The organism is Noviherbaspirillum sp. L7-7A (genome assembly GCF_019052805.1).
Lineage (GTDB): Bacteria > Pseudomonadota > Gammaproteobacteria > Burkholderiales > Burkholderiaceae_D > Noviherbaspirillum_A.
Map to the genome: position 1 here is coordinate 3,524,449 of NZ_JAHQRJ010000001.1, position 20,100 is coordinate 3,544,548.

General features: G+C 65.3%; 19 protein-coding genes. 13 read left to right on the forward strand and 6 right to left on the reverse strand.

The features are described 5' to 3' along the window. Positions 1-4: 4 nt before the first annotated feature. Together phaP and KTQ42_RS16040 are read right to left on the reverse strand one after the other, a co-directional pair. On the reverse strand, positions 5-565 hold the full coding sequence (gene phaP, locus KTQ42_RS16035) for a TIGR01841 family phasin (RefSeq protein WP_217346392.1): 561 nt from the start codon (positions 563-565) through the stop codon (positions 5-7). Between the two features lie 166 nt (positions 566-731). After that, positions 732-1,553: a M15 family metallopeptidase gene (locus KTQ42_RS16040; protein ID WP_249222784.1), complete on the reverse strand. Its 822-nt coding sequence runs from the start codon at positions 1,551-1,553 to the stop codon at positions 732-734. A gap of 88 nt (positions 1,554-1,641) precedes the next feature. Here KTQ42_RS16040 and KTQ42_RS16045 point away from each other — a divergent pair, with 88 nt between their 5' ends. Next, positions 1,642-3,300 (forward strand): long-chain fatty acid--CoA ligase, encoded by a 1,659-nt coding sequence (locus KTQ42_RS16045; RefSeq protein ID WP_217346393.1) that lies wholly within the window; start codon positions 1,642-1,644, stop codon positions 3,298-3,300. Positions 3,301-3,381: 81 nt separating this feature from the next. Beyond that, positions 3,382-4,872, forward strand: coding sequence for a DUF4080 domain-containing protein (locus KTQ42_RS16050; protein ID WP_217346394.1), 1,491 nt, complete (start codon positions 3,382-3,384; stop codon positions 4,870-4,872). 864 nt (positions 4,873-5,736) lie between these two features. Here the strand turns inward: KTQ42_RS16050 and KTQ42_RS16055 are convergent. Further along, complete coding sequence (locus tag KTQ42_RS16055) at positions 5,737-5,967, reverse strand: DUF3717 domain-containing protein (protein ID WP_217346395.1); 231 nt, start codon at positions 5,965-5,967, stop codon at positions 5,737-5,739. Between the two features lie 107 nt (positions 5,968-6,074). Between KTQ42_RS16055 and KTQ42_RS16060 the strand changes: the two genes are divergently transcribed. Continuing rightward, positions 6,075-6,785 (forward strand): alpha/beta hydrolase, encoded by a 711-nt coding sequence (locus KTQ42_RS16060; protein WP_217346396.1) that lies wholly within the window; start codon positions 6,075-6,077, stop codon positions 6,783-6,785. 141 nt (positions 6,786-6,926) lie between these two features. Here the strand turns inward: KTQ42_RS16060 and KTQ42_RS16065 are convergent, their stop codons facing one another. Continuing rightward, positions 6,927-8,141 (reverse strand): MFS transporter, encoded by a 1,215-nt coding sequence (locus KTQ42_RS16065; RefSeq protein WP_217346397.1) that lies wholly within the window; start codon positions 8,139-8,141, stop codon positions 6,927-6,929. Positions 8,142-8,342: 201 nt separating this feature from the next. Here KTQ42_RS16065 and KTQ42_RS16070 point away from each other — a divergent pair, with 201 nt between their 5' ends. The 3 genes from KTQ42_RS16070 to KTQ42_RS16080 all read left to right on the forward strand — a co-directional run bounded on the left by KTQ42_RS16070 (position 8,343) and on the right by KTQ42_RS16080 (position 11,746). Continuing rightward, positions 8,343-9,473 carry an alpha/beta fold hydrolase gene (locus tag KTQ42_RS16070; protein ID WP_249222785.1) on the forward strand — a complete coding sequence of 377 codons (1,131 nt, stop codon included), beginning with the start codon at positions 8,343-8,345 and terminating at the stop codon, positions 9,471-9,473. Between the two features lie 276 nt (positions 9,474-9,749). Next, positions 9,750-11,240 carry an AlkA N-terminal domain-containing protein gene (locus KTQ42_RS16075; protein WP_217346398.1) on the forward strand — a complete coding sequence of 497 codons (1,491 nt, stop codon included), beginning with the start codon at positions 9,750-9,752 and terminating at the stop codon, positions 11,238-11,240. Between the two features lie 14 nt (positions 11,241-11,254). Continuing rightward, positions 11,255-11,746, forward strand: coding sequence for a methylated-DNA--[protein]-cysteine S-methyltransferase (locus KTQ42_RS16080; RefSeq protein WP_217346399.1), 492 nt, complete (start codon positions 11,255-11,257; stop codon positions 11,744-11,746). 11 nt (positions 11,747-11,757) lie between these two features. Here KTQ42_RS16080 and KTQ42_RS16085 read toward each other — a convergent pair whose 3' ends face one another. Then, positions 11,758-12,120, reverse strand: a complete 363-nt coding sequence (locus tag KTQ42_RS16085) for a hypothetical protein (protein ID WP_217346400.1) — start codon at positions 12,118-12,120, stop codon at positions 11,758-11,760. A gap of 238 nt (positions 12,121-12,358) precedes the next feature. Between KTQ42_RS16085 and KTQ42_RS16090 the strand changes: the two genes are divergently transcribed. The 7 genes from KTQ42_RS16090 (at position 12,359) to KTQ42_RS16120 (ending at position 19,597) form a co-directional block, all read left to right on the forward strand. Further along, complete coding sequence (locus KTQ42_RS16090; RefSeq protein ID WP_217346401.1) at positions 12,359-13,276, forward strand: cation diffusion facilitator family transporter; 918 nt, start codon at positions 12,359-12,361, stop codon at positions 13,274-13,276. Positions 13,277-13,366: 90 nt separating this feature from the next. Then, a complete protein-coding gene (locus tag KTQ42_RS16095) occupies positions 13,367-13,777 on the forward strand; it encodes a gamma-glutamylcyclotransferase family protein (RefSeq protein ID WP_217346402.1) in 411 nt (136 codons plus the stop codon). A gap of 70 nt (positions 13,778-13,847) precedes the next feature. Next, the gene (gene argS / locus KTQ42_RS16100) at positions 13,848-15,563 is read left to right on the forward strand and encodes an arginine--tRNA ligase (protein WP_217346403.1); all 1,716 of its coding nucleotides are present in this window, start codon (positions 13,848-13,850) and stop codon (positions 15,561-15,563) included. Positions 15,564-15,582: 19 nt separating this feature from the next. Next, positions 15,583-16,299 (forward strand): SPOR domain-containing protein, encoded by a 717-nt coding sequence (locus tag KTQ42_RS16105; protein WP_217346404.1) that lies wholly within the window; start codon positions 15,583-15,585, stop codon positions 16,297-16,299. 15 nt (positions 16,300-16,314) lie between these two features. Continuing rightward, positions 16,315-16,995, forward strand: coding sequence for a thiol:disulfide interchange protein DsbA/DsbL (locus KTQ42_RS16110; protein ID WP_217346405.1), 681 nt, complete (start codon positions 16,315-16,317; stop codon positions 16,993-16,995). A gap of 1,025 nt (positions 16,996-18,020) precedes the next feature. After that, positions 18,021-18,809 carry an SDR family oxidoreductase gene (locus KTQ42_RS16115; RefSeq protein WP_217346406.1) on the forward strand — a complete coding sequence of 263 codons (789 nt, stop codon included), beginning with the start codon at positions 18,021-18,023 and terminating at the stop codon, positions 18,807-18,809. Beyond that, positions 18,806-19,597, forward strand: coding sequence for a helical backbone metal receptor (locus KTQ42_RS16120; protein ID WP_217346407.1), 792 nt, complete (start codon positions 18,806-18,808; stop codon positions 19,595-19,597). Before KTQ42_RS16115 ends, KTQ42_RS16120 begins: the two co-directional genes overlap by 4 nt. Before the next feature lie 89 nt (positions 19,598-19,686). On the opposite strand, the gene KTQ42_RS16125 is transcribed toward KTQ42_RS16120, so the two are convergent. Continuing rightward, complete coding sequence (locus tag KTQ42_RS16125; protein ID WP_194715457.1) at positions 19,687-20,091, reverse strand: hypothetical protein; 405 nt, start codon at positions 20,089-20,091, stop codon at positions 19,687-19,689. Between the last annotated feature and the right edge of the window lie 9 nt (positions 20,092-20,100).

Consider the following 20,100-nt stretch of genomic DNA (forward strand, 5'->3'; position numbering starts at 1 on the left):
CGGATTACTTCTTCGCGCGGCCGGTTGCCTTTTCAGCAGCCTGGGAGAACTGGTTCACCACGTTGGTGGCGTTGGCGTTCATGGTGTCGGCGGCCTGGCGGGTCGTCTTGGTCAGCTGCTCATACGCCGCATTGGCGTTGGCGATGGCGGTTTTCAGGATCGCGATCGCGTTTTCCGATCCCGGCGGCGCATTCTTGGCAATGTCCTCGATCAGCGCGGTGACCTTGCGGGTGGTCTCGGCGATTTGCGCTTCGGCGGCGCGGGTGAACTCTGCCTGTGCACTGGAGGCGATGCTGGCCAGGTTGCGGCTGTAGGCGATCGCGGTTTCAGCGCTGGGCGGGTTCTGGGTGCTGACGGCGAAGAATTCCTGCGGGTCCTTGGCGGCCATCAGGCGCTGCGCGGTGGCAGTGGACTGCTCCAGCGATGCCTTGGCGGCGTTGACGTTCAGTTCCACCAGTTGGGCGATGCTGGCGAAGGCCTTGTTGGTCAGCTCGGTGACGGCAGCGATCTGCTGGTCGAAGTTGGCCTTGGCTGCATTGGAAATCTGGTCGTTATTCGGAAACATGTGATTCTCCTCGTGTGAATGAAGCTGTTATCAGCGCTGGCACAGCGGCGAAAAAGACGTGCTACGACATGAACCAGTTTATTGTGCAGCGCAACATCGTCATTCTAACTGCTTGATTTTGCATGTCAAGCATTAAATGGTGCAGTGCACAAAAATCGTTGCAGCGCTAAGGAGCCTGAATCGATGCACAAGCCGTGCCTGCCCCGGTTCGATGTTCTCCCAGGCAGGCGCGGGGCGTCTTGATCTGCTGCAGGTGCAGCTGGCGCGCCTGGCGCTCGGGCAGGGCGGCTAGCCGCTGGGCCAGTTCGCGGCTGAACTGGAAATGCTGGTAATCGAGCGGCGTATCCCAGTCTCCGCCCCACACGCTAAACCCGGCAGCGGCGAACAGGCAGATCACGTCTTCGGCCATGCCGGCCCTGGAAGGCTTGCCAGGCCGCTTGGCGCGCCTGTTCAGGTAAGTGGCGCCGGCTGGCGGGCTGACCCGCACCGCGCCGGCATCGCCAGGCTGCAGGAAAGGGTTCTGCACCGGATTGATATCGATGGCCAGGCCATAGGCATGCAGCGAGGGCGGGCCGCCGCCGCTGACTGCGCGCTGGTTGAAGGCCGAGGTATTGTTGTCGCGCATGGAGGCTTCATCATCGCCGCCATACTGCTCGATCAGCCGCGCCCGCGCCAGCGGAAAGCGGCGCCGGTACAGCGCATGGAAGAGTTGGCTGACTTCCGGCGCCACGACATCCAGCACCATCAGTTCGCCATCGTCGTGCCTCGTGCCGGAAAAATCGATATAGGGAAAGCGCACCACGGTCAACCGGTCGCAGCCGACCGGCGCCGGTTCGCGCAGCACGCGGCTGGCTTTAAGCCGTTCGCAGGCCGGTTGGTCGAGCGCGGCCAGTGCCGGCGTCGCCTGCAGCGCAATGACTGCCAGCATCAGCGAGAGAAGACGAACGAAGGAGACACGATCCGGTAAAAATACCTGCAAATGTTTCATAAATGAAATTTTGTGAACGAACGTGCGGTTTTGCCAACCCCGTCCTATAATGTCCCGCAGCCTGTTTAAGACAAGAGAGAGCGAGACAATGAACACTACTCACTACAAGCACTGGCCGGCGGGCCTGCCTACCACTTTAACGCCGCCGGAAACCGGTCTCTACGTCAACCTGGAAATTTCGGCGCGCCGCTATCCCGGCAAGACCGCGCTGATCTTCTATGATGCCAAGCTGACCTACGCCGAGTTCGATGCGCAGGTGCGGGCACTGGCCGGTTACCTGCAGCAGGACTGCAGCGTCCAGCGCGGCGACCGTGTGCTGCTCAACATGCAGAACAGCCCGCAATTTATCATTGCCTATTACGCCATCCTGCGCGCCGACGCGATGGTGGTGCCGGTCAATCCGATGCTGATGACCGACGAGCTTCGTCATTACGTGGAGGACAGCGGCGCGAAGGTCGCGATCACCTCCCAAGAAATCTTTTCCCGCCTGGCGCCGCTGGTCGGCAGCACTGGCCTGAAGCATGCCATCGTGGCCGCCTATTCCGACTACTTGCCCGGGCATACCGAACTGGCGGTGCCGGACTGGGTGAAGGCGCCGCGCGCCGCGCTGCAGGGCGAAGGCGTGGCGTCCTGGCACGATGCGCTGCAGGCTGGCCGCGCGCCGGCGCCGCACCAGGCCGGGCCGTCCGATCTGGCCGTGATGCCCTACACCTCGGGCACCACCGGCAAGCCCAAGGGCTGCGTGCACCTGCATCGCTCGGTGATGGCGTCGGCCGTCTCCAGCATCGCCTGGTCGATCGCCTCGGTGCCGGACCAGGTCACGCTGGCGGTGCTGCCGTTCTTCCATGTGACAGGCATGCAGGTCAGCATGAATGCGCCGATCTTCAATGGCGGCAGCATCGTGGTGCTGCCGCGCTGGGACCGCGACGTCGCCGGCCAGCTGATCACCCGTTATGGCGTGACCGCCTGGACCAGCATCCCGACCATGATGATCGACTTCCTGTCCAATCCGCGGCTGCCGGAATATGACATCTCCAGCCTGCGCCGGGTGTCCGGCGGCGGCGCGGCGATGCCGGCGGCGATTGCGCAGAAGCTGCTGGACCTGACCGGCCTGCAGTACATGGAAGGCTATGGGCTTTCTGAAACCATCGCAGCGACCCACACCAATCCGCCGCAATTGCTCAAGCAGCAGTGCCTGGGCATACCGCTGTTCGGCGTGGATTCCCGCATCGTCGATCCGGCCACGATGGCAACGCTGCCGCCGGGCGAGGTCGGCGAGATCATCATGAACGGGCCGCAGGTGTTCGAAGGCTACTGGAACGACCCGGCCAAGACCGCCGAGGCCTTCACCGAGATCGACGGCAAGCGCTTCTTCCGCTCGGGCGACCTGGGCTATATGGACGAGGACGGCTTCTTCTTCTTCACCGACCGCTTAAAGCGCATGATCAATGCATCCGGCTTCAAGGTCTGGCCGGCGGAAGTGGAAGCGATGATGTACCAGCATCCGGCGGTGCAGGAATGCTGCATCATCGCCGCACGCGACCCGTACCGCGGCGAAACCGTGAAGGCGGTCATCGTGAAGAAGCCCGCGGCCGAAGCCACGGCGGAAGACATCATGCAGTGGGCGCATGCCAAGATGGCGGCCTACAAGGTGCCCAAGATGGTGGAGTTCGTGGACGCATTGCCCAAGTCCGCCACCGGCAAGGTGATGTGGCGCTCGCTGCAGGAAAAGGAAATGAGCAAGTAGGCCGCGGCCAGCCGACGGCCGGCCGTCAGCGGGCTGCAGGGCAGGCGCGTAAAATGCCGGTTTCGCCGCGCGCCTGCCCTCATGACCATACTGCTTTCCACCCTCAACGCACGCTACGCCCACGCTTCGCTGGGCCTGCGTTATCTGCTCGCCAACATGGGCGAGCTGCAGTCCATCACCTCGCTGCAGGAATTCGTAATCGGCGCCCGCACCACCGACCTGGTGGAAAAGCTGCTGGCGCACAAGCCGCGCATCATCGGCTTTGGCGTCTATATCTGGAATGTCGAGGAAACCACGAAGCTGGTGGCGCTGCTGAAGCGGGTCGCACCCGAGGTGGTCATCATCCTCGGCGGGCCGGAAGTCTCGCATGAACATGGCGAACAGGAGATCGTGCGGCTGGCCGATTACCTGGTGACCGGCTGGGGCGACATCACCTTTCCACGCCTGTGCCGCGAAGTGCTGCATGGGCCCAAGCCATTGATGAAGGTGCATGCGGGCGAGCAGCCGCCGATGTCGGACATTGCGCTGCCCTATGCGCTCTATACCGACGAGGACATTGCGCACCGCACGCTTTATGTGGAAGCCTCGCGCGGCTGCCCGTTCAAGTGCGAGTTCTGCCTGTCGTCGCTGGACAAGACCGCCTGGCCGTTCGAGCTGGAGCGCTTCCTGGCCGAGCTGGAAAGCCTGCATGTGCGCGGGGCGCGGCTGTTCAAGTTTGTCGACCGCACCTTCAACCTGAATGTAAGGACCAGCCTGCGCATCATGCAGTTCTTCCTCGACAAGCTGGAAGCCTATCCGGATGATCCGGTCTATGCCCACTTCGAAGTGGTGCCCGACCATCTGCCGGATGCGCTGAAGGAAAGCATCCTGCGCTTCCCGGCCGGCACGCTGCAGTTCGAGATCGGCATACAGTCCTTCAATCCGGAGGTGCAGACGCTGGTGAGCCGGCGCCAGAACAACGAGAAGGCAGCCGAGAACATCCGATGGCTGTGCCAGCATTCAGAGGCGCATCTGCATGTGGACCTGATCGCCGGCCTGCCGGGCGAAGACCTGGAGAGCTTCGCGCGCGGCTTCGACAAGCTGTGGGCATTGAAGCCGCATGAAATCCAGTTCGGCATTTTGAAGCGGCTGCGCGGCACGCCCATCATCCGCCACACCGAGGCCTTCGGCATGGTCTATGACCCGCATCCGCCTTACACCATCCTGGCCACCGACCGCATCGATTTCGCCACCATGCAGCGCCTGGTGCGCTTTGCCCGCTACTGGGACCTGGTCGCCAATTCGGGCCGCTTTGCGCATACGCTGAACATGGTGCTGGGCGAGGCGCCGTTCGATCGCTTCATGGCGCTGTCTGACTGGCTGTATGCCAATACCGATGCGACGCACCGCATCGCGCTGGACCGGCTGGCAGGCCTGGTCACGCGCTGGCTGGTGCTGCAGGGGTGGCCGGAACCGGAAGTGCGCATGGCAATGGCACGCGACTATGCCGGCAAGACGCGGCATGCTGAACCGGAAGGCAAGAAGGCGGCGCCGCAGAGGCAGGCGCGGCATCTGGAGAAGGCGGCGTCGTAGGGGCGGGGGGCAGCTACGGTTGCAGTTGCAGTTGCAGTTGCAGTTGCAGTTGCAGTTGTAGTTGCCTTTGAAGTGGCCGTTGCAGTTGCAGTGAAACCCCGTTGAGCGCGCCGTGACGGCGACGCCTGAAGCGGATAAGGTGCGGCGTCTGTCTGAGCGCAGCGCAGCGTAGCGAGTTTAGCCGCGCCCCGCTTCAGGCGTCGCCGTCGCGGGGACCCCGCGCAGCGGGGCGCGATCACCGGGTCGCCTTTTCTTGCCTACTTCTTTTGGCGAAGCAAAAGAAGTAGGTCGCCTGCCGGGGCGAACACCCGGCCTGGTCATGACGGCAGTGCAGTGGCGTTGTTTCACCCGGCGTGAAGCGTCACTGCGAAGCGGCAGTTGCTTTTGAAGTTTGAAGTTTGAAGTTTGCCAACAAACGTCAAAAGCAAAGGCGACAGTGCTGCCCGTGCCTTGCCGGGTGACGCAAGACGGATGCACTGCCGTGGGGACAAGCCGGGAATCCGTCCCGGCGGCCGGGTCACTTTTTTTGCTTCGCCAAAAAAAGTAACCAAAAAAAGGCGACCCGGTGATCGCGCCCCGCTGCGCGGGGTGCCCGTGCCAGCGGTGCCCGGAGCGGGGCGCGGCTAAACTCGCTCCGCTTCGCTCCACTCAAACAGACGCCGCACCTTTTCCCGCTCCGGGCACCGCTGGCACGGCGCGCTCAACGGGATTTCACTGCAACGGCAAATTCAAAAGCAACTGCAACTGCAACTGCAACTGCAACTGCAACTGCAACTGCAACTGCAACTGCAACTGCAACTGCAACTGTATCCGAAACGATTCCGCTAGCCGCCGCGGCATCAGGCCAGGCGGCCCGGAACCGCCTTATACCCGCTTGGCGCGCCAGGCCTCGATCAGGGCCAGCGCGTCGGGGCCGATGCGGGCAAGCGGCAGGCTCTGCAGCCGCTCGTAGATCATCAGCGCATAGACTTCGGCCAGCCGGTTGACTTCCGGCGACAGCGAGCGCTCCTCGCCGCGCGAAGGCCGCAGGTTGCGCCAGTAATTGATCGCCTGTTCCAGGTCGGCGAGTGCGATGTCGCTTGGGTGATTGTCCATCGCCCTATTCTAACTGCGGCACCGGGCCGGGCGCTGCGCGCGGTCAGAAGCGGCGCAGATTGCAAGGTCGGCCTATCATCTGTGCTCCAACAATAAAAGGAGACAGCATGACCTTTGTCCTGATACACGGCGCCTGGCATGGCGGCTGGTGCTGGCGCGACGTGGCGGCGCGGCTGCGCGCCGCCGGCCACGAGGTGTACACCCCCACCATGACCGGACTGGGCGAGCGTGCCCATCTGCTGGACGAACGCACCGGTCTTTCCACCTTCATCGCCGATGCCTGCGCCGTGATCGAATGCGAGGAGCTGTCCGACATCGTGCTGGTCGGGCACAGCTTTGGCGGGCTGGTGATCAGCGGCGTTGCAGAGCGCATGAAGGAGCGCGTCGCGCACCTGGTCTACCTGGATGCGCTGGTGGTGGAGAACGGCCAGTCGGGCCTGGGCATCCTGCCGGAAGCCGTGCAGCGCGAGCGCAGCAAAACGATCGACCCGGAAGGCCTGCGCATGGCGGTCCCGGCGCCGGACAAGTTCGGCGTCACCGACCCGCAGCAGGTTGCATGGCTGCTGCGCCGGCTCACGCCGCATCCGCTGAAGGCCTACACCGAGCCGCTGGCATTGCGGCATCCGCCGGGCAATGGCCTGCCCAGGACCTATATCGCCGTCACCGATCCCTGGTATGCGCCGCTGGCGGGCCTACGCGAGCGGCTGCGCGCTCAGCCGGACTGGGGCTGGCGCGAGATCGCCGCCGGCCATGATGCGATGCTGACTTCGCCGGCGGCGCTGGCGGACATGCTGCTGGAGATTGCTTCGGGCCGTTGAGGAGCAGGCACTACATGCACAGCAGGATCTGGTTGGCCAGGTCGACGAGGAATCCTGGCCGCAGGTAGGCCAGGAATACCAGCGCCAATAGCGCCGCAATGGCAATCCATCCGAGCAGGCGCCATTGCATGCTGCGCTCCTTCAGGCAGGCACCGCCTGCGCGCGGGCGATCGGCTTTTCGTCGATCGGTAGGTTGATCAGCGCGGCGAAGATGCCCAGTGCGATGGTGATCATCCATACCGTGTTGTAGTTGCCTTGCCGGGTAAAGAGAAAGCCGCCCAGCCAGACGCCGAGAAAGCTGCCGACCTGGTGCGAGAAGAACACGAAGCCCGACAGCATCGACAGGTAGCGCACGCCGAAGATGCCGGCGATCACGCCATTGGTCAGCGGCACCGTGGACAGCCACAGCACGCCCATCGCCGCCGAGAACACATAGACCGACAGGGGCGTCAGCGGCAGCAGCAGGAACAGCGTTATCGCCGCCGCCCGCGCCAGGTAGATGGACGACAGCAGGTAACGCTTGGGCAGCCAGCCGCCGAGCCGGCCAGCCCAGTAGGAACCGAAGATGTTGAACAGGCCGATCAGGGCCAGTGCCATCACCGCCACGCCAGGATCGGTCAGGCCGCGGTCCTTCAGGTAAGCCGGCATGTGCACGCCGATGAACACCAGCTGGAAGCCGCAGACGAAATAGCCGGCCAGCAGCAGCAGGAAGGGCCGGTAGCCAAAGGCTTCGCGTATCGCTTCCGGCATGCTTTGCTGCGGTCCGGAGCGGGCCAGCTTGGGCTCGCGCAGGAAGGTCGCCATCGGGATCATCACCAGCAGCACCAGCACGGCAAGCGCCAGGAAGGCATGCTGCCAGCCCATGGCGCCGATCAGCTGCTGCTCGATCGGCATCAGCGCGAACTGGCCGAAGGAGCTGGCCGCGCCCGAGATGCCGAAAGCCCAAGAGCGTTTTTCCTCAGGTGCGGTGCGGCCGATGATGCCGCTCATTGCGCCAAAAGCGGTGCAGGCCAGCGCGCCACCGATCAGCAGGCCGGAGCCCGCCACGAACAACACCGGCTGGGTGACGAAGGCCATCCACAGCAGCCCGGCCGCATACAGCAGCGCGCCGAAGATCGCGACGCGGGCCGTGCCCCAGCGGTCCACCGCCATGCCGGCGAACGGCCCGAACGCGCCCCACATCAGGTTCTGCAGCGCCATGGCCAGCGAATAGGTTTCCCGGGTCCAGTTGTTGGCTTGCGAGATCGGCTGCAGCCAGAAGCCGAAGCCGTGGCGCACGCCCATGGCCAGGGTGAGGATCAGGCCGGTGCAGAGCAGGATGGTTTTCAGGCTGGGCGCGCGAGTGGCGGGAGGCATGGCATCGTCGTTTTGTTTTGAAAGCAAGGAGTGTAGCGCAGTGGGCCTGTTCGCACAGCGGCCGCCGGGATAGTCAAACCCAGTCCTGTTTGGATTGTGGCGCTTGTCATATTGGCAAACTCTTGATGCAATCGACCGTGTAGCGGCGAACCGCAGGCCCTGTTTTTCCCTCTAATACAGGGAACAGACAAGGAGGGCGCGATGGCCGAGCAGAATGCAGCACAGGTGCAGGAAAATCCGGGTGCGGTCGACGATGGCGCGATGGCAGCCTTGCCTGATGCGGTGGCTGTGACGCCTGCGCGCCGCATTTCCGGGCCCGACAGCCGGCTCATCGCCGGCGCCGCCGGCGTGGCCAGCTTTCTGTGGGCCGGCTTCGCGGCGGTGGTATTCGCCCGCCAGACCCACCTGGTGTTCAATCCCGTGCGGGAACCCGAAGTCCAGCGGCCGCGCAGCGCCGGCCACCGCACCCGCCGCGTGGTGCTGCGGGCGGCCGACGGCACCCGTCTGTGCGGCTGGCTGATGACGCCGCATGCGCCGGGCCGCCATCCCGGCGTGCTGTATTTCGGCGGACGGTCCGAGGAAGTCAGCTGGGTGGCGCGCGACGCCAGCCGCATGTTTCCGGGCATGACGGTGCTGGCGATGAATTACCGCGGCTATGGCGAATCCAGCGGCGTGCCGGGCGAGGCAGCCATCATGCAGGATGCCGCGATGCTGTGGGACTGGCTGGCCGCGCATCACCGGGTGGATGCGCGGCGGGTGGCGGTGGTGGGGCGCAGCCTGGGTTCGGGCGTGGCGGTGCAGGTAGCGGCGCAGCGGCCGGTGGCGTCGCTGGCCCTGATCACGCCATACGACTCGCTGGTGTCGCTGGCGCGCCGGCGTTTCTTCCGCACGATCCCGGTGGCATGGATGCTGCGCCATCGCTTCGAATCGGTGAAGTTCGCCGCCCGGCTGCAGACCCGCATCCTGGTGTTGCGGGCCGAGCAGGACGACGTGGTGCCGCCGGCGCATACCGACAGGTTCGTCGCCAGCCTGCCATCGCAGCCGCTGGACCAGACCATCGCCGGCTCCGACCACTGCACGATTCCTTACCTGGAAGCGGCGCAGCAGGCCATTGCCGGCTTCCTGCATGCCGGCTTCCAGCGGCTGCCGGAATCCTCGCCGGCGGTGGAGGAAGCAACCGCGGTGGCAGCAATCTCGGCGGTGGCCAGCGCTTCGGCGGCGGCGGTCGCGGCGGCCGATGGCAGCGCACCGGCCGTGGCCGGAGCCCGTCTGGTGGCCGAGGCGGCGGCGCTGGCCACCATGGCAGCCGCGCAGGCTGCCGAGCAGCCATAGGCGCCTGCGCGGCAGAAGGGTCGGCGGCCGCAACGTGCGAGAAAACGGTCCGGTTCGGCATCACCGTCGGCGCCCAGGGCGCCACCCTGGGCTTGTGGGTGCTACCAAACTGTCCTCGTTTTTAGCGAAACGATAAAGCCGTTTTGGCACGTTTCGCATCAAAGCCTTCTGCCGCGCAGGCTCCCAGGCGCCGCTTCCGCCCCTTCAACGGCGCAACGAAACTGGCGTCCGAAAACGGCTAGACGCTGTCTGGCGCGGCGCGTATAAATCGGCTGCATGAGTACCACCTTCGATCATCCGCCCGACACCGACAGCTGCTACCGCGCGCTGCTCGCGCGCGACGCCCGCTTCGACGGCGTCTTCTTTACCGGCGTCAGGACCACCGGTATCTATTGCCGCCCGGTCTGCGCGGTGCGCCCGCCGCGCCGCGCTTCCTGCGAATTCTTCGCCAGCGCCGCAGCCGCCGAGGCGGCGGGCTTTCGTCCCTGCCTGCGCTGCCGGCCTGAACTTGCGCCCTATGCGGTCCAGCAGAACCTGGCTTATGCGGTGTGGCAGCGCATTGCCGCCGGCGCACTGAATGAAGGCGGTGACGATGAAGGCGGCGCGCTGGAACGGCTGGCGGCCGAGGTCGGGCTGTCGTCGCGCCAGGTGCGCCGGGTATTGCTGCGCCATTTTGGCGTCACGCCCGTCGAGCTGGCCCAGACCCAGCGCCTGCTGTTTGCCAAGAAGCTGCTGCAGGAAACCCTGCTGCCCATGCCCGAGGTGGCGTTTGCGGCGGGCTTTCGCAGCGTGCGCCGCTTCAATGCGCTGTTCGTCAGCCGCTACCGGATGGCGCCGGGGGCATTGCGCCGCGCCGGCGGCGATGGCATCGAGGACGGTGCGCTGACCCTGCGGCTGGCTTACCGGCCGCCCTATGCCTGGGAGCAGATGCTGCGCTATCTGCAGCGGCGCGCCACGCCCGGCGTGGAAGCGGTGCGCGAGCAGGGCGGCGAACTGCATTACCTGCGCAGCGTGCAGCTGCAGGGCGGTCAGGGCTGGCTGCGGGTGTCGCATCTGCCGCAGCGCGGCCAGTTGCTGCTGCAGACGGCCGCTTCGCTGGCGCCATGGCTCATGCCGCTGGCGGCGCGGCTGCGCAGCCAGTTCGACCTCGACGCCAATCCGACCGCCATCGAAGCGCAACTGGCAGGCGACAGCCTGCTCGCAGCGAGGATCGCCGCAGCGCCCGGCCTGCGCGTGCCCGGCGCTTTCGATATCTTCGAACTGGCCGTGCGGGCGGTGCTGGGACAGCAGGTCAGCGTGGCCGGCGCGACCACGCTGGCGGGCCGCCTGGCGCAACGCTTCGGCAGGCCGGCCCATACGCCGTTTCCGGAAACCTGTCTGCATTTCCCCTTGCCCGGTGAGCTGGCGGCGGTGCCGGTGGAAGCCATCGCCGGCTGCGGCCTGCCGCTCGCGCGCGCCCGCACCCTGTCGGCGCTGGCGCAGTTCGCCAACGCCGGCGGGCTGGTCTTTGCGCCGGGCACCAGCCTGGCCGACGTGGTGGCGCGCCTGAAGACCGTGCCTGGCATCGGCGAATGGACTGCGCAATACATCGCGCTGCGCGGGCTGCGCTTTCCGGATGCCTTCCCGGCCGGCGACCTCGGCCTGCAGAAGGCGGCGTCCGGCATCGAAGGCGGGCGTCTGAATGAAGCGCAACTGCTGGCGCGCGCAGCTGCCTGGGCGCCTTGGCGCGGCTATGCGGCGCTGCTGCTATGGCATGAAGTGCAATGACAAGGAGAAGCGCGATGATTCATTACCGCATGCATGAAAGCCCGCTGGGCAGGCTGCTGCTGGCGGCAAGCGATGCCGGCCTGTGCGGCCTGTATTTCGAGGAGCACCGGCACTTTCGCGGCGCACATGGGTGGCGTGAAGGCGAGCATCCGCATCTGACGCAGGCGGCAATGCAGCTGGATGCGTATTTCAATGGCAGCCTGCGGCAGTTCGATCTTCCCCTGGATATGCGGGGCACGCCGTTCCAGCAGTCGGTGTGGCGCCAGCTGTCGGACGTGGCGTATGGCGCGACCACGAGTTACCTGTCGCATGCCTGCGCCATCGGCGCGGCGCGGGCGGTGCGGGCCGTGGGAAGTGCAATCGGCCGCAATCCGCTGTCCATCATCATTCCGTGCCATCGCATCGTGGGCAGCGATGGCAGGCTCACGGGATATGCCGGCGGCCTTGAACGCAAGCGCTATCTGCTTGCGTTCGAAGCCGCAGGTACAGCTGAAAAGCCGCAGTGAAGCCGGCTGGCTCAGCGGCTCATGCTGCCCGAGCCGGTGCCCATGCCCGTGCCGCCCATGCCGCCGGTGGGCTGGGCCGAGTTCGGATCGGCTGGCGTGCCGGCGGTTCCTTTCGAGCCTGGCATGGTGGACGTGCCGGGCGCGGTGTAGGCGCCTGACGTGGTTTGCGCGCGGTTGGCGCCGGCGGTGCCGCCCTGTTCCATGCCGGAGCTGCCGGTGGAGCCCATGCTGGATGCGCCGGTGCTGGACGAGCCCATGCCGGACGAACCCATGTTCGACGAGCCCATCCGTGACGAACCCATGCGCGACGAATCCATGCCGCTACAGGCGCTCAGCGCCACCACGCACATGGCGGAAAGTATCAGCTTCTTCATCAGAATCTCCTTTGAACAGTTGTCAGATGCGGCGCCATGCGGCCACCGCCATGTTTATCATCACCACAATGGATAGAGGCGCTGCCGAAAACCGAAGTTCCGCCTGCGCAGCAGCCGGCGGCGGCTTGGGTTGATGGCAATCAACCGGACAAACGCAGCGGCAAGGCGGCTTGCGTTGATCGATATCGTTTGCGCCGCAGTCTGGCTAAGGTGACGCTTTGAACAGCGAGCACACCACATGGCCACGCAGGACACATCGAACAAGCCCATCTTCTATGCGCTGGGTGCCAATGGCGGCATCGCCGCGGCCAAGTTCGCCGCAGCCTTCTATACCGGTTCCGGCGCCATGCTGGCCGAAGCCATCCATTCCCTGGCCGACTGCACCAACCAGCTGTTCCTGCTGCGGGGGCTGAAGGAAGCGAAGAAGCCGCCCGATGAGTCCCATCCGATGGGCTACGGCCGGGTCGTCTATTTCTGGGCCATGATGGTGGCGCTGCTCCTGTTCTTCCTCGGCGGCGCGTTTTCGGTCATGCAGGGCATCGAGCATCTGCGCCATCCCGAGCCGCTGAGCAACGTGTATGTCGCCCTTGGCGTGCTGGGCGTGTCGGTGGCGCTGGAGAGCTTCTCGCTGTATGGCGCGATGAAGGAGATACGCAAGACGTCCGGCGACAAGCCCTTCTTCCGCTGGTTCCGGGAAACCCGGCAGTCGGAACTGCTGGTGGTGGCGGGCGAGGACATTGCCGCGCTGTGCGGCCTGTCGCTGGCCTTCATCGCCGTGCTGCTGACGGTCGTGACCGGCAACCCGATATGGGATGCCTGCGGCACTGTCGCGGTCGGCCTGCTGCTAATGGTGGTGGCGGTTTTCATCACCCATGAGGTCAAGGGCATGATCACCGGCGAATCCGCAGCGCCGGAAGTGCATGCGGCGATCAAGGCGGATATCCTGGCGCGCCCCGAAGTGGACCGCGTGATCCACCTGATCACGGTGCAATGGGGTTCGCAGCTGATGGTGGCGGTGCAGGCGCGCATGCATGCGCAGCCGAGCGACCATGCGCTGGTGGAGGCCATCAACACGGTGGAGGAAACCATACAGCAGCGCTGGCCGACGGTGAAATGGTGCTTCTTCGAGCCGGACTTCGAGCCGGGAGCGGACTGAGCGCCGATCCTTGCACCCGCAACGACCCCGCAACAACCCGCCGACAGCGGCTATCATGCGACCTGCATCTCCAGCCAGAGAGGAAGCAGCGTGAGCGCCAATGTCTTTACCTACGGGTCCCTGATGTTTGCCGAAGTGTGGCAGCCGCTGGTCAGTGGCCGCTATCCCTCCGAGCCGGCCGTGCTGGCGGGTTACCGCCGCTTTGCGGTGCCGGGCGTGGCCTATCCCGGCATCGTCGCCGCGTCCGGGCAGGAGGTGGTGGGCCTGCTCTACCGCGATGTCGGGCCGGACGACCTGGCCCGGCTCGATCTCTTCGAGGGCGCCGAGTACCGGCGCGAGGCGCTGCCGGTCAGGCTGGCCGACGGTTCGGTGCTTGTTGCCGAAACCTATGTCTGGCTGGACCATGGCAGGCTGTCGGACGCCGCCTGGCTGCCGGAGGCATTCCGGCTGCGCGAATTCCTCCGGAATTACGCCCCTGCATCGGCCCTGCGCGACAGTTGAGGCTGCCCGAGCCAGTATAATCAGGCGTTTTGAGCCATCCGCGGGCATGCGCCCGCGCCAACCGAGTCCCATGCTAGCCTCCCAAAAACACCAGATCATTTCCCTGTTCCAGAACGCCCTGACGCCGCTGGTGGCCGGAACCGGACTGCAACCGAATGTCGTGCTGGAGCGCCCGCGCGACCCGTCGCATGGCGACGTGGCCTGCAATATCGCACTGCAACTGGCCAAGCCGATGAAGAAGAATCCGCGCGAACTGGCGCAGGCGCTGGCGGCGGCCGTGCTGGCCGACCCGGCTCGCACGGGCCTGGTGGACGCGGTCGAGATCGCCGGCCCCGGCTTCATCAACCTGCGGTTGTCGGCCGCCTCGAAGCAGGCGGTGGTGACGGAAATCATGCGCCAGGCCGAGGCTTATGGCCAGAGCGGGCAGGGCGCCGGCCAGCGGGTGCTGGTGGAATTCGTGTCCGCCAACCCGACCGGTCCGTTGCATGTGGGCCACGGCCGCCAGGGCGCGCTGGGCGACGCCATGTCGGCGCTGCTGGCCTCGCAGGGCTACGACGTGACCCGCGAGTTCTATTACAACGACGCCGGCGTGCAGATCGCCACGCTGGCCAACTCGGTGCAGGCCCGCGCCCGCGGCCACAAGCCGGGCGACGCCGGCTGGCCCGAGAATGCCTACAACGGCGACTACATCGCCGACATCGCGCGCGACTTCCTGAACAGGGACACCATCGGCGACGCAAGCGCCAGCGGCGACGTCGAGGACATCGAATCGATCCGCCGCTACGCGGTGGCCTATCTGCGCCGCGAGCAGGACCTGGACCTCAACGCCTTCGGCGTGGCCTTCGACAACTACTACCTGGAGTCCTCGCTCTACACCGACGGCCGGGTCGAGCGCGCGGTGGCGGCGCTGGTTGCGGCCGGCAAGACCTACGAGCAGGATGGCGCGCTGTGGCTGCGCACCACCGACTACGGCGACGACAAGGACCGGGTGATGAAGAAGTCCGACGGCACCTACACCTATTTCGTGCCGGACGTGGCCTACCACATCACCAAGTGGGAGCGCGGCTTCCACAAGGTCATCAACGTGCAGGGCAGCGACCACCACGGCACCATCGCCCGCGTGCGCGCCGGCCTGCAGGCGGTCGGCATCGGCATACCGGACGGTTATCCGGACTACGTGCTGCACAAGATGGTGACCGTGATGCGCAACGGCGAGGAGGTCAAGATCTCCAAGCGTGCCGGCTCCTATGTGACGCTGCGCGACCTGATCGAATGGTCGGCCGGCGAGGCCGTCGACAGCGCGCCGCGCGACCTGACCCGCGGCCGCGACGCGGTGCGCTTCTTCCTGATCTCGCGGAAAGCCGACACCGAGTTCGTGTTCGACGTCGACCTGGCGCTGGCCCAGTCGGACGAGAACCCGGTCTATTACGTGCAGTATGCCCATGCCCGCATCTGCTCGGTGCTGGGCCAGTGGGGCGGCGACGAGGCGGGCCTCGCCAATGTCGACCTCGCGCCGCTGACCGCGCCGCGCGAGGCGGCGCTGCTGTCGAAGCTGGCCGAATACCCGGAAGCGCTGCAAAAAGCCATGGAAGAGCTGGGGCCGCACCAGGTGGCGTTCTACCTGCGCGACCTGGCTGGCGAACTGCACAGCTACTACAATGCCGAACGGGTGCTGGTGGACGACCTGCCCACCCGCATGGCGCGCCTGGCGCTGCTGGTCGCCACCCGCCAGGTACTGCGCAACGGCCTGGCCCTGATCGGCGTCTCGGCGCCGGCCCGGATGTAAGTCTGAACATCGAGGAAGCATGATCCATCAACGCAACAGGCAGGCCGGCGGCACGCTGCTGGGCCTGATCATCGGTCTCATCATCGGCCTGGCCATTGCGGTCGGCGTCGCCATCACCATCAAGAACACGCCGCTGCCCTTCGTCAACAAGCTGGGCAAGCAGGAAAAGGCGCAGGACAGGGGGCCGGACCGGGTCGTTGCGCCCAACACCAGCAATGCGCCGCCGCCGGCCGCGCCGACCGGGCCGTCCGACCCGAACAAGCCGCTGTACGGCAACCGTGAAGCCGCGCGCCAGGCCGCCAAGGATGTGCCGCGCAAGAGCGACGAGGAAGCCGCGGTCGACGCCGAGCTGGAAGCGAAGAAGGCCGAGGCGCAGCGCGAGGAGCAGAAGCGGGCCGAGGCGCGGCAACGCGCCGAAGCCCGTGCCGCGCTGGCGCGCGAGGCCGCCAAGCCGCCGGTGGTGGAGCGCTCCAGCGAAGGCGGCGGCGCGGTCGACGACAAATTCACCTATTATCTGCAGGCTGGCGCATTCCTGGAGCGTAACGATGCCGAGAATGCCAAGGCCAAGCTGGCGTTGATGGGCCTGTCGGCCAATATCGCCGAGCGCAAGACCGACAACGGCACCCTGTACCGGGTGCGGCTCGGTCCGTTCGGTAATCTGGAAACCATGAACCGGGTACGTTCCCGGTTGAGCGACAACGGCGTGGATGTAGCCGTGGTTCGCGTTCCCAAATAAACAGAAGGAGTGGTGATGAAGTTGATGAAACAGATGCTGGCAGCGGTCAGCCTGGCAGTGATGGCGGCAACGGCGCATGCGTCCCCGCAGGCGCCCGCCAACGGCAGCGACTACAAGACATTGGAAAAGGCGCAGCCCACCGAATCGGCCGGCAAGGTCGAAGTCACCGAGTTCTTCTGGTATTCCTGCCCGCACTGCTTCGCGCTCGAGCCGTCGCTGGTGGAATGGGTGAAGAAGCAGGGCAATGCGATTTCCTTCAAGCGGGTGCCCGTTGCCTTCCGTCCTTCCTTCGTGCCGCAGCAGAAGCTGTACTACACGCTGGAAGCAATGGGCCGTTTGAATGACCTGCATCCCAAGGTTTTCCATGCGATCCACGCCGAGCGCAAGCCGCTCGAGAGCGACGCCGCGATTGCCGACTATATCGCAACGCAAGGCGTGGACAAGGCCAAGTTCCTGGAGGTGTACAACTCCTTCGGCGTACAGACCAAGGCCAAGCGCGCTGCTGCGCTGCAGGAAGCCTACAAGATCGACGGCGTGCCCACGCTGGCCATCGACGGCCGCTACATGACCTCGCCCTCCATCGTCGGCGCGGCCATGGGCGGGCGGCAGCCTGAGAATGTGCTGCATGAGTCAGCGCTGCAGGTGGCGAGCTTCCTGGTGGACAAGGCGGCGAAGGAACAGGCGACCAAGAAGTAGTCCTTTTGTTGAGGAACAGGCCCGCTGATCGAAAGACGGCGGGCTTTTTCAATGGAACGATGCAGGCCGGGTGCCATTTCGCGCAGCGCGAAGGAGTATCGGGTCGGGCCGTTGGGCAGGGCGGAGCTTATTCGGCGGTATCGCGCCAAAACGTTGCAGTTGCAGTTGCAGTTGCAGTTGCAGTTGCAGTTGCAGTTGCAGTTGCAGTTGCAGTTGCAGTTGCAGTGGTTTTGCCGTTGCCGTTGCTTTTGAAGTGGCTGTTGCCGTTCAGGTCCCGTTGAGCGCGCCGTGACGGCGGTGCCTGAAGCGGAAAAGGTGCGGCGTCTGTCTGAGCGAAGCGCAGCGTAGCGAGTTTAGCCGCGCCCCGCTTCAGGCATCGACGGCACGGGAACCCCGCGCAGCGGGGCGCGATCACCGGGTCGCCTTTTCTTGCCTACTTCTTTTGGCGAAGCAAAAGAAGTAGGTCGCCTGCCGGGGCGAACACCCGGCCTGGTCATGACGACAGTGCAGTGGGCTTGTTTCACCCGGCGTAAAGACGTCACTGCGAAGCAGCAGTTGCTTTTGAAGTTCGCAGTTCGCATCGTAACGAGGAACGTCAAAGACGACGACGACAGTGCTGCCCGTGCCTTGCCGGGTGACGCAATGCGGCTGCACTGCCGTGGAGACAAGCCGGGAGTCCGTCCCGGCGGCCGGGTCACTTTTTTGCTTCGCCAAAAAAAGTAACCAAAAAAAGGCGACCCGGTGATCGCGCCCCGCTGACGCAGGGTTCCCGTGTCAGCGGTGCCCGGAGCGGGGCGCGGCTAAACTCGCTCCGCTTCGCTACACTCAGACAGACGCCGCACCTTTTCCCGCTCCGGGCACCGCTGACACGGCGCGCTCAACGGGGTTTCACTGCAACTGCAACTGCAACGGCAACTGCAACGGCATTCCGGGCCATATCCTAAAAGCGCTGCACCTAACAACAGCTATCACTCCGCGCTATCTCCCACAAACAACTTTTCCAACGAAACGACCAAAGGAACAGCATGCAACGAGTCTTCATTACCGGCGCCTCCAGCGGCTTGGGCATGGCGCTGGCACGGGAATATGCCACGCGCGGCGCGCTGCTGGGCCTGGTTGCGCGCAGGGCAGACATGCTGCATGAACTGGCAAACTCGCTGCCCGGCGGTCCGCACCGGATATATGCGCTGGACGTGACCGAGCATGCCGCGCTGGCAGCGGCTGCCCATGATTTCCTGCAGGCCGCCGGCGGCGTCGACATCGTCATCGCCAATGCCGGCGTCTCGGCCGGCACGCTGACCGAGCTGGCCGAAGACCTGCCCGTCTTCGAACGCATCGTGGATACCAACCTGACCGCGATGGTCGCCACCTTTACGCCCTTCATCGGCGCCATGCAGCGCCAGGCGCAGGCGGGCGGGCCTGGCTGCCGGCTGGTGGGGATCGCCAGCGTGGCCGGCATACGCGGCCTGCCGGGCGCTGCCGCCTACAGCGCTTCCAAGGCCGCTGTGATCAGCTATTGCGAATCGCTGCGGCTGGAGATGCGGCGGCATGGCATCAAGGTCGTTACCATCGCGCCAGGCTATATCGACACGCCCATGACACGCTCCAATGCCTATCCCATGCCCTTCCTGATGCCGACCGAACGCTTTGCCGCCCGCGCCGCGGATGCGGTCGCCGCCGGCGTGAGCTATCGCGTGATTCCCTGGCAGATGGGGATGGTGGCAAGGCTGCTGCGGTTGCTGCCGAACTGGCTGTACGATCTGGCATTTTCACGGGCGCCGCGCAAGGCGCGGCAGAAGGAGGAGGGGGCATGAATCTGATCGACGCCATTGGCGCAAGCCATGCTCCGGTGGAGCCGGGCGCCGCGCCGCGCATCGTGTCGCTGGTGCCCTCGGTGACCGAGCTGTTATGCGATCTCGGGCTGGCCGGCTGGATGGTCGGGCGAACCGGCTTCTGCGTCCATCCTGCCGACACCGTGGGCGCGATACCCAAGGTGGGCGGCACCAAGGATGTGAACATCGAAAAGATACGCCGCCTGGCGCCGACGCACCTGGTGGTCAACATCGATGAAAACGAAAAGCCCACCGTGGACGCGCTGGCAGCATTTATCCCGCATGTGATCGTCACCCATCCGCTGGCGCCGCGCGACAACCTTGCCTTGTACCGGCTGCTGGGCGGCATTTTCCATGCGGGGCAGGCAGCCGAGCGCCTGTGCGCCGAATTCGAGCAGGAATATGCCGCGCTGGCGGCATGCCCGGCGCAGCCAGTGCGCCAGGTGCTGTATTGCATCTGGCAGGATCCGTGGATGACGTTGTCGCGCGATACCTATATCGCCCGCATGCTGGAACTGGCCGGCATGCGGCAATGGCAGGCGGTGGGTAATGACAGGCGTTATCCGGTGTTTGCCTGGTCGGACGCGCTGGTCGATGGCATCGACGAGATACTGCTGTCGTCCGAGCCCTACCGCTTTACCGAGGCGCATGTGGATGCGATCGAGCGCCAGACCGGCAAGCCGGCGCGGCTGGTGGATGGCGAGATGATGTCCTGGTATGGCAGCCGGGCGATCGCGGGATTGCGCTATCTGCACAGCCTCAGGGACTAGAAATGCGGCCGGCAGTGGCGTGCCCAATCAATTGGGCACTGCATGCAGTGCGGTCGCACGTCCATTCCTTCTGGACCAAACTGCAGAAACTACTTCTGGCGGTTGATCCGGACCAGCATCCTTATCATTTCGCGGGCAATCACCTGGTAATGCTCGTCGAGCCGCTGCAGATCCGCAATCAGCTTGACGTCGGCCGAGTCGAAGCGCGATGCCGGGTCGCCGCCGGCCATGGTCTGCGCGTCGTCGCCGCCGCCAAACCGTAGCCATTCGGCGGGCACGCCCAGCCATTGCGCAAGCGTGCGCAGCTTTTCCTGCGTCGGAATGGCCTCACCCACCAGCCACTTGCGCGCAGCATGGACGGTGATAGGCCTTCCGGCGAATCGGATGTTGAATTCCCGCGCAAGCTGCGTCGGGCTGTCGGGTGAGTAATCCGCGTTCCTCAGGGCCATTTGCAGACGGCCGCTGAAGTCTTCTCGTTCGATGGAGGCTTTCATTAGGGCAAA

Bases quoted from the DNA above. Each gene is read 5' to 3' on its own strand.
- KTQ42_RS16050 (WP_217346394.1), top strand. From the start codon at position 3,382: ATGACCATACTGCTTTCCACCCTCAACGCACGCTACGCCCACGCTTCG.
- KTQ42_RS16065 (WP_217346397.1), bottom strand. From the start codon at position 8,141: ATGCCTCCCGCCACTCGCGCGCCCAGCCTGAAAACCATCCTGCTCTGC.
- KTQ42_RS16125 (WP_194715457.1), bottom strand. From the start codon at position 20,091: ATGAAAGCCTCCATCGAACGAGAAGACTTCAGCGGCCGTCTGCAAATG.
- KTQ42_RS16090 (WP_217346401.1), top strand. From the start codon at position 12,359: ATGGCCACGCAGGACACATCGAACAAGCCCATCTTCTATGCGCTGGGT.
- phaP (WP_217346392.1), bottom strand. From the start codon at position 565: ATGTTTCCGAATAACGACCAGATTTCCAATGCAGCCAAGGCCAACTTC.
- KTQ42_RS16115 (WP_217346406.1), top strand. From the start codon at position 18,021: ATGCAACGAGTCTTCATTACCGGCGCCTCCAGCGGCTTGGGCATGGCG.
- KTQ42_RS16040 (WP_249222784.1), bottom strand. From the start codon at position 1,553: ATGAAACATTTGCAGGTATTTTTACCGGATCGTGTCTCCTTCGTTCGT.
- KTQ42_RS16055 (WP_217346395.1), bottom strand. From the start codon at position 5,967: ATGGACAATCACCCAAGCGACATCGCACTCGCCGACCTGGAACAGGCG.
- KTQ42_RS16070 (WP_249222785.1), top strand. From the start codon at position 8,343: ATGGCCGAGCAGAATGCAGCACAGGTGCAGGAAAATCCGGGTGCGGTC.
- KTQ42_RS16045 (WP_217346393.1), top strand. From the start codon at position 1,642: ATGAACACTACTCACTACAAGCACTGGCCGGCGGGCCTGCCTACCACT.
- KTQ42_RS16120 (WP_217346407.1), top strand. From the start codon at position 18,806: ATGAATCTGATCGACGCCATTGGCGCAAGCCATGCTCCGGTGGAGCCG.
- KTQ42_RS16085 (WP_217346400.1), bottom strand. From the start codon at position 12,120: ATGAAGAAGCTGATACTTTCCGCCATGTGCGTGGTGGCGCTGAGCGCC.
- KTQ42_RS16105 (WP_217346404.1), top strand. From the start codon at position 15,583: ATGATCCATCAACGCAACAGGCAGGCCGGCGGCACGCTGCTGGGCCTG.
- KTQ42_RS16080 (WP_217346399.1), top strand. From the start codon at position 11,255: ATGATTCATTACCGCATGCATGAAAGCCCGCTGGGCAGGCTGCTGCTG.
- KTQ42_RS16060 (WP_217346396.1), top strand. From the start codon at position 6,075: ATGACCTTTGTCCTGATACACGGCGCCTGGCATGGCGGCTGGTGCTGG.
- KTQ42_RS16075 (WP_217346398.1), top strand. From the start codon at position 9,750: ATGAGTACCACCTTCGATCATCCGCCCGACACCGACAGCTGCTACCGC.
- KTQ42_RS16110 (WP_217346405.1), top strand. From the start codon at position 16,315: ATGAAGTTGATGAAACAGATGCTGGCAGCGGTCAGCCTGGCAGTGATG.
- argS (WP_217346403.1), top strand. From the start codon at position 13,848: ATGCTAGCCTCCCAAAAACACCAGATCATTTCCCTGTTCCAGAACGCC.